The organism is uncultured Flavonifractor sp., from assembly GCF_944383115.1.
Classification (GTDB): Bacteria; Bacillota; Clostridia; order Oscillospirales; family Oscillospiraceae; genus Flavonifractor.
Window position 1 is genome coordinate 1 of sequence record NZ_CALWOJ010000126.1, and the last position, 4,608, is coordinate 4,608.

2 protein-coding genes and 1 tRNA gene are annotated in these 4,608 nt (G+C 60.4%); 2 read left to right on the forward strand and 1 reads right to left on the reverse strand.

The annotated features are described in order from the left end of the window. A partial coding sequence (locus tag Q0K43_RS10365; protein ID WP_297290455.1) for a DNA polymerase III subunit alpha occupies positions 1 to 2,865 on the forward strand: 2,865 nt, incomplete at its 5' end. Positions 2,866 to 2,890: 25 nt separating this feature from the next. After that, the gene (gene cls, locus Q0K43_RS10370; RefSeq protein ID WP_297290456.1) at positions 2,891 to 4,435 is read left to right on the forward strand and encodes a cardiolipin synthase; all 1,545 of its coding nucleotides are present in this window, start codon (positions 2,891 to 2,893) and stop codon (positions 4,433 to 4,435) included. Between the two features lie 82 nt (positions 4,436 to 4,517). Here the strand turns inward: cls and Q0K43_RS10375 are convergent. After that, a tRNA-Ser gene (locus Q0K43_RS10375) sits at positions 4,518 to 4,608 on the reverse strand.

Here is a 4,608-nt window from a genome sequence, read left to right on the forward strand (position 1 = left end):
GACGCCCACTACCTCCGCCGGGAGGACGCCCAGATGCAGGACACCCTCATGTGCATCCAGATGGGCAAGACGGTGGATGACCCCAACCGCCTGAAGATGGAAACCAGCGAGCTGTACGTCAAATCCACCGAGGAGATGGCCGCCCTCTTCCCCGACTATCCGGAGGCGGTGGAAAACACGGTGAAGATCGCCGAGCTATGCAACATGGACTTCCAGTTCGGCACCTATCACCTGCCGGAATTCAAGCTGCCCCAGGGCTACACCGACGGGGACGCCTATTTTGAGAAGCTGTGCCGGGAGGGATACGAGCGCCGCTATCCCGACGATCCCCAGGGCTACCAGGACCGTCTGGCCTACGAGATGGGCGTCATCCGGCAGATGGGATTTGTGGACTACTTCCTTATCGTTTCGGATTTTATTGGGTATGCTAAAAGCCAGGGTATCCCGGTTGGCCCCGGCCGCGGCTCGGCGGCTGGGTCTATGGTGGCCTACTGCATGAATATCACCGACGTGGACCCCATGAAGTACTCCCTCTACTTCGAGCGGTTTCTCAACCCGGAGCGGGTCACTATGCCCGATATCGACATCGACTTCTGCATCCGCCGCCGGCAGGAGGTCATCGAGTACGTCCAGCGCAAGTACGGCGAGGACCATGTGGCCCAGATCGTCACCTTCGGTACCATGGCCGCCCGGGGCGCCATCCGGGACGTGGGCCGGGCCCTGAACATCCCCTACGCCGACGTGGATGCGGTGGCCAAACAGGTGCCCAGCGGCCCCGGCGCCCTCCACATCACCCTGGACCAGGCCCTCCAGTTGTCCAAGCCCCTGAAGGATCTCTACGACGGGGACGAGCGGGTAAAGGAACTGATCGACACCGCCAAGGCCATTGAGGGGATGCCCCGCCACGCCTCCACCCACGCCGCCGGCGTGGTCATCACCCGCCGTCCTGTGATGGACTATGTGCCCCTGGCCAAGAACGACGAGTCGGTGGTCACCCAGTACGTTATGACCACTTTGGAGGAACTGGGCCTTCTGAAAATGGACTTTTTGGGCCTGCGGAACCTGACCATCCTGGACGACACGGTGAAACTGGTGGCCCAGAAGCACCCCGGCTTCTCTCTGGCAGACATCCCGGACAACGATCCGGAGGTGTTCCAGATGCTGTCCGACGGCAGGACCTCCGGCGTGTTCCAGATGGAGTCGGCGGGTATGACCGGGGTGTGCGTGGGCCTGAAGCCCCATAACATCGAGGACATCACCGCTATCATCGCCCTCTATCGCCCCGGCCCCATGGACTCCATCCCCCGGTTCATCGCCTGCAAGCACAACCCGGACAAGGTGAAGTACAAGCACCCCGCCCTGGAGCCCATCCTGTCGGTGACCTACGGCTGCATCGTGTACCAGGAGCAGGTCATTGAGATCTTCCGCCGCCTGGCCGGGTACACCATGGGCCAGGCCGACATGGTGCGCCGGGCCATCTCCAAGAAGAAGAAGGCCCAGATCGAGAAGGAGCGGCACACCTTCGTCCACGGCGACCCCGAGCGGGGCATTGCCGGGTGTATGGCAAACGGCATCCCCCAGCAGACCGCCGAGGACATCTACGACGAGATCGAGGCCTTTGCCCAGTACGCCTTCAACAAGGCCCACGCGGTGAGCTACGCCATCGTGGCCTACCACACCGCCTGGTTCAAGTGCCACTACACCAAGGAATACATGGCCGCCCTCCTCACCTCGGTGCTGGACTCCAGCGAGAAGGTGGCGGAGTATATCGCCGAGTGTAAGGACTGCGGCATCCCCCTCCTCCCCCCCGATATCAACGAGTCGGGGGCCGACTTCACCGTGTCCGGCGACCACATCCGCTTTGGACTGGTGGCCGTGAAGGGGGTAGGCCGGGGCTTTATCAACGACGTGCTGACGGAACGGGAAAAGGGCGCTTTCACCTCCTTCCCCGACTTCTGCCAGCGGATGTTTGACTCCGACTTAAACAAGCGAGTACTGGAAAGCCTCATCAAGTGCGGCGCCTTTGACAGCATGGGGATCTACCGCTCCCAGCTGCTGGACGCCTGTGAGTCCCTGGTGGACTCCATTGCACAAAACAGGCGCAAGAACCTGGAGGGCCAGTTTGATCTCTTCGGCGGCGGCGGGGACGAGCCTCAGTCCGCCCCCCAGCTCAATCTGAAAAACATCCCCGAGTTCTCCCGCCGGGAACTGATGACCATGGAGAAAGAGACCACCGGTCTCTACCTCACGGGCCATCCCATGGACGAGTACCGTGATCTGGTCAGGCAGCTGAAAGCCGCCCCCATCGGATCCATCCTCTCCGATTTTGACCAGGAGGGCGGCCCTACCACCTATCGGGACGAGCAGCGGGTGACCATTGCCGGGGTGGTGTCCGCCTCCCGCACCCGTACCACCCGCAACAATACCCTAATGGCCTACGTCACCCTGGAGGACGACACCGGCTCCATGGAGATGCTGGTCTTTGCCCGTGCCTTGGGGGAGTGCGGCCCCTACCTGAAGGAAAATGCACCTCTGCTGGCCGAAGGACGTATCTCGGTGCGGGATGAAAAGGCGCCCCAACTCATGTGCGACCGGGTACGGCCCCTGGACCATCTGCGAGGCGACACAGAGGATGCGCCCGTTCCCCCGCCGCCTGCCAAGCGGCTGTATATCCGCATTCCAAGCCTGGAGGACCCCCGGTGGAAGAAGATTCGGCTGGTCCTCACCATGTTCCCCGGCACGGAACAGCTTGTGATCAAGTGTAACGACACGGGAAAGCGTCTGTCCACCCCCTGCGTCATCCATCCAGCCCTGGCCGATGAACTGCGGGAGCTGTTGGGGCCTGAAAATGTGGTGGTGAAGTAACCGTTTTGCGGCAAGGAGTAACCCTGTGAACATCAAAAAGCTGTCCTCATTTCTTTTCCAGCGTTCGGTGATTGTGGCGCTGCTCATCATTCTTCAGGTCGTGGTACTGCTGGTGCCCATGGTATGGGTATCGGGCTACTACGTCTATGTGTATTGGGCCTGCGTGGTACTGTCTCTGCTGGCGGTGCTGGTCATCATCCGGCGGCAGACTGATCCGGGGTATAAGATCGCCTGGATCATTCCCATCCTGCTCTTTCCCATGTTTGGCTGGCTGGTGTATCTGCTGTGCGGCGGCAACAAGCTGTCGGCGCGGATGCGCCGGAAGATGCAGGGCATGGACCGCACCATGCTGGAACAGCTGGAGGGGGACTACAAGGCTCAGAAGCTGTCCGCACTGGGCCGGGACGCGGTAAATCAGGCCCGCTATCTGGAGCAGTATGCCCGCTGTCCGGTGTATACCAACACCTGGACCCGATATTTCCCCCTGGGGGACGACGCCTTCCCCGCCATGTTGGAGGAACTGAAACAGGCCAGGCACTATATCTTCCTGGAATATTTTATCCTGGCTCCCGGTCTGTTCTGGGACTCCATCGTGGAAATTCTGAAAGAAAAAAAGGCCGCCGGAGTGGACGTGCGGGTGATCTACGACGACGTGGGGTCGCTGGCCACCCTCCCAGCCGATTTTGCCGCCAGCTTCGAGGCAGAAACAGGCATTCCCTGCTGCGTATTCAATCGCTTCAAACCGGTGATCTCCATCCGCATGAACAACCGGGATCACCGGAAGCTGTGCATCATCGACGGCCACACCGCCTTCACCGGCGGCATCAACCTAGCCGATGAGTATATCAATCAAAAACCCCGCTACGGCCACTGGAAGGACAGCGCCATCCTGGTCAAGGGGGAGGCTGCCTGGAGCATGACGGTGATGTTTCTCACCATGTGGGAGTATATTCGGGAGACCAGGGAGGATTACTCTGCCCTGCGCCCCTCTTCGTTACCGCCTGAGGCATCTCTGGGCGGAGATTGTTTCGTACAGCCCTACGCCGACAATCCCCTGGACAACGAGCCGGTGGGCGAGACGGTGTATCTCAACCTGATCTCCAAGGCCAAGCGGTATATCTATATCATGACCCCTTATCTGATCGTCAGCGACTGCGTCAACACCGCCCTGTGCAACGCCGCCAAATCCGGGGTGGACGTGCGCATCATCACCCCCCATGTTCCGGATAAAAAGCTGGTGTTTGAGCTGACCCGTTCCCACTACCAGCCCCTGCTGGAGGCGGGGGTACAGATTTTTGAGTACACGCCCGGCTTTATTCACGCCAAAAATGTGGTGTCCGACGACGTGTGCGGCGTGGTGGGCACCATCAACATGGACTACCGCAGCATGTTCCTCCACTTTGAGGACGCGGTACTCCTTTACCAGGACCCCACGGTGCTGGACATCAAGGCCGATTTTCTGGCCACCCAGCTTCAGTGCCAGAAAATCACCCTGGAGCAGTGTCTGGAGCGATCCTGGCCCCGGCGGCTGTTCCGGTCCATCCTGCGGGTGCTGGCCCCTCTCGTATAAGCCAAAGCCTCCGGCTAAGCCGGAGGTTTTGATTGTAGTAAGAAAAAACCCTGTATCCGTTGTGGATACAGGGTTTCTCTTTTGGCGCAGAAGGAGGGATTTGAACCCTCGCACGGTTTAACCCGCCTACTCCCTTAGCAGGGGAGCCCCTTCGGCCACTTGGGTACTTCTGC